This is a genomic window from Streptomyces sp. WELS2 (assembly GCF_013870595.1).
Lineage (GTDB): Bacteria > Actinomycetota > Actinomycetes > Streptomycetales > Streptomycetaceae > Streptomyces.
The window spans coordinates 1-3,197 of record NZ_JACBWZ010000720.1 but is presented as its reverse complement, the minus strand read 5'-3'; the positions used below and the strand labels follow the sequence as shown (position 1 = coordinate 3,197).

General features: G+C 72.7%; 4 protein-coding genes and 1 pseudogene. All 5 read right to left on the bottom strand.

Annotation, left to right across the window (positions count from 1 at the left end):
- Positions 1-254, bottom strand: a pseudogene (locus H5J33_RS28735) (hypothetical protein); the annotation flags it as partial.
- Positions 255-326: 72 nt separating this feature from the next.
- Positions 327-1,250 carry a methylenetetrahydrofolate reductase [NAD(P)H] gene (gene metF, locus H5J33_RS28730; protein ID WP_181797743.1) on the bottom strand — a complete coding sequence of 308 codons (924 nt, stop codon included), beginning with the start codon at positions 1,248-1,250 and terminating at the stop codon, positions 327-329.
- A gap of 133 nt (positions 1,251-1,383) precedes the next feature.
- Positions 1,384-2,031, bottom strand: a complete 648-nt coding sequence (thiE, locus tag H5J33_RS28725) for a thiamine phosphate synthase (RefSeq protein WP_181797742.1) — start codon at positions 2,029-2,031, stop codon at positions 1,384-1,386.
- Positions 2,032-2,251: 220 nt separating this feature from the next.
- Positions 2,252-2,617 (bottom strand): helix-turn-helix domain-containing protein, encoded by a 366-nt coding sequence (locus H5J33_RS28720; RefSeq protein ID WP_181797741.1) that lies wholly within the window; start codon positions 2,615-2,617, stop codon positions 2,252-2,254.
- A gap of 110 nt (positions 2,618-2,727) precedes the next feature.
- The coding region (locus H5J33_RS28715; RefSeq protein ID WP_181797740.1) for an oxidoreductase C-terminal domain-containing protein at positions 2,728-3,197 on the bottom strand (470 nt) is incomplete at its 5' end.

The following is a 3,197-nucleotide window of genomic DNA, read 5'->3' as shown; positions in this document are numbered from 1 at the left end:
GGCCGGCGGACCGCCCAGCCGGAGGCGAAGCCCCGGCGGAACGACAGCGTGACGTAGGTCTGGCCGATCGCGAAGGCGATCGCACCCAGCGCGATGACGATCACGGAGGGCAACAGCACGCCGATCACGACGCCGAGGAAACCGGCGAAGGCCAGGAGCCGCCAGCGCAGCCGCGCCTTGTATTGCAGCAGCACCTCGCCCAGCAACCACAGCGCGACGCCGCCGAACGCGATGTAGAGGACCGCCCAGCCCATGTACGCCCCTCTCCCAATGACCGCTACTGCCAGTGACCGCTACGCAGTGTGTCCTATCGCGGTGCGGCCGGTCTAGGCCCGCGGGGGGTGGTGCAGGCCCAGGTTCTCGTAGATCTCCAGGGTCGCCGTGGAGTTGTTGAGCGTGATGAAGTGCAGTCCGGGCACTCCCTCGGCCAGCAGCCGGGCGCAGAACTCCGTGGCGAACTCGATACCGATGGAGCGTACCGCCGCCGGATCGTCCTTCGCCGCCAGGATCCGCTCTTTCAGGGCGTCCGGGAAACGGGCGTTGCTGAGTTTCGGCAACCGTTCCAGCATCTTCACGCTCGTGACCGGCAGGATCTCCGGGATCACCGGGGTGTCGCAGCCGGCTGCCACCACGCGGTCGCGCAGCCGCAGATACGACTCGGGCTGGAAGAACATCTGTGTGATGGCGTAGTCGGCGCCCGCGCGGCACTTGTCCACGAAGTGCGCGACGTCGGTGTCCCAGTCCGCGGAGCGCGGGTGCATCTCCGGGAACGCGGCGACGCCCACGCAGAAGTCGCCCGACTCCTTGATGAGCCGGACGAGTTCGGCGGCGTAGGTCAGGCCCCGGGGGTGCGGGACCCATTCGCCCATGGGGTCGCCGGGCGGGTCGCCGCGCACCGCGAGCATGTTGCGGATCCCGGCGTCGGCGTACTGGCCGATGATGTTGCGCAGCTCGGCGATGGAGTGGTCGACCGCGGTGAGGTGGGCGACCGGGGTCAGCGTCGTGTCGGCGACGATCTGCTGGGTCTCCTTGACCGTGCCCGCGCGGGTGGAGCCGCCGGCGCCGTAGGTCACGGAGACGAAGTCGGGGGCGACCGCCTCGACCCGCCGGAGCGCGCTCCACAAGTTGCGCTCGCCCTTGGGGGTCTTCGGCGCGGAGAACTCGAACGAGTACGTCGTCTTGCCGCTGGCGAGCATATCGCGCACGGTGCGTGCGCGATCAGTCCTGGTGGACGGGGTTCCGAGGGCCATACGGGCAGGTTAGCCAGGGGCGGACGGTCCCCCAACCACACCTCGGAAATTTGCCCGAATTGTCGGGCCGTTGTCCATCCCTTGGACAGTTTCGCGAGACGGCGGGCCGAACGCCCGTGCGCCGGCCGTGCGCCTAGGCCTGCCGCAGCCGCTTGGCGAACTCCGCCGCCGCCGCGCCGGGGTCGTCCGCCTCGGTGATCGCGCGCACCACGACCACCCGGCGGGCCCCCGCGTCCAGCACCTGGTCGAGGTTGCCCAGGTCGATGCCGCCGATGGCGAACCAGGGGCGGTCGGTGCCGAGGGCTGCGGTGTGGCGGACCAGACCGAGGCCGGGGGCGTGCCGGCCGGGCTTGGTGGGGGTGGGCCAGCAGGGGCCGGTGCAGAAGTAGTCCACGCCGTCCTGGACGGCCGCGGCGGCGGCCTCGTCCTCGGCGTGCGTGGAGCGGCCGATCAGCACCTCGTCACCGAGGATCGCGCGGGCGGCGGGGACCGGCAGGTCGCCCTGGCCGAGGTGCAGCACACCGGCGCGGGCGGCGTGGGCGACGTCGGCCCGGTCGTTGACCGCGAGCAGCTTGCCGTGCCGGGCGCAGGCGTCGGCGAAGACCTCCAGGTGCTCCAGCTCCTCGGCGGCCTCCATGCCCTTGTCGCGCAGCTGCACGATGTCGACGCCGCCGGCCAGCACCGCGTCCAGGAACTCGGGCAGGTCGCCCTGGCGCTTGCGGGCGTCCGTGCAGAGGTACAGGCGGGCGTCGGCGAGCGCGGCGCGGGCGGTGTCGGACATGCGTGGGTCCCCCCGTGGTCGGTGTCCCTGATGGTCTTCGGCGGTGCTGTCCGGGCGCGGGCCCCGGCGGTGCTGTCCGGGCGTGGCTCCCGGTGGTGCTGTCCGGGCGTGGCTCCCGGTGGTGGTGTGCGGGCGTGGCTCCCGGCAGCGGTGTCCGGGCGCGGGCCCCGGCGGTGGTGTGCGGGCGGTGGGCCCGCACACCCCCGTACCGCGGGTCGGCTCAGACGGCGAGCGCCTGGGCGCGGCGCTTCACCTCCGTGCCGCGATTCTCGCTCAGGGCCTGCGCGGGGGTGCCGGGCAGGGTGGGGTCGGGGGTGAAGAGCCACTCGATCATCTCTTCGACCGTGAAGCCGTCGTCCCGGAGCAGCGTCAGGGTCCCGGACAGGCCCTTGACCACCTTGTCCCCGTCGATGAAGGCGGCGGGCACGTGCAGCGCCCTGTTCTCGCCCCGGCGTACGGCGATCAGCTGGCCGTCCTTGACCAGCTGCCGGACACGCGTCACCTCGACGCCGAGCTTTTCGGCGATGTCGGGAAGGGTGAGCCAGGCGGGGACGAGAGCATCGATCTTTGCGTCAATCTCGGTCACAGCACCTAGGGTAGGCGCTCCGCCGGTCCCGCCGCGATGTGTCGTCGGCCGTCCGCGGGTGCGTTGTGGCTGGTGGGGCCCCCGCAGCCGGGCGCCCCGAGGGGGCGCGGTCAGTCGGCCGCGGCGTTCTTCAGCGGCCTGGCCGGGTCCGTCAGGGCCTCGACGTCCATGGTCCGGCCCGCCTCGATCAGGCGGCGGCCCTGGGCCAGGTCGCGGGGGCGGCCGACGGCCAGCAGGGCCACCAGGCGGTCCTCGCACAGCCAGCACACCGTCCAGGACGGCCCCGCCGGGTCGCCGCGCCAGACCATGCGGTCGCCCGCCGTGTGGTGGCCGGCGTACTGCACGAACCGGCCGAACTGCTCCGACCAGAAGTAGGGCACCGGGTCGTAGACCGCCGGGGTCTCCCCCAGGATGTCCGCGGCGACCGTGCGCGGGCCCTGGAGGGCGTTGTCCCAGTGGTGGACTAGGAGCCGTTCGCCGTAGCGGGCCGAGGGGAAGGACGCGCAGTCGCCGACGGCGTACACGTCCGGGACCGAGGTGCGCAGCCGGTCGTCGGCGAGGACCTCGCCGTGCGCGCCCA

Excerpts from the sequence above, each read along its gene's own strand:
- metF (WP_181797743.1), bottom strand. The coding sequence starts at position 1,250 with ATGGCCCTCGGAACCCCGTCCACCAGGACTGATCGCGCACGCACCGTG.
- thiE (WP_181797742.1), bottom strand. The coding sequence starts at position 2,031 with ATGTCCGACACCGCCCGCGCCGCGCTCGCCGACGCCCGCCTGTACCTC.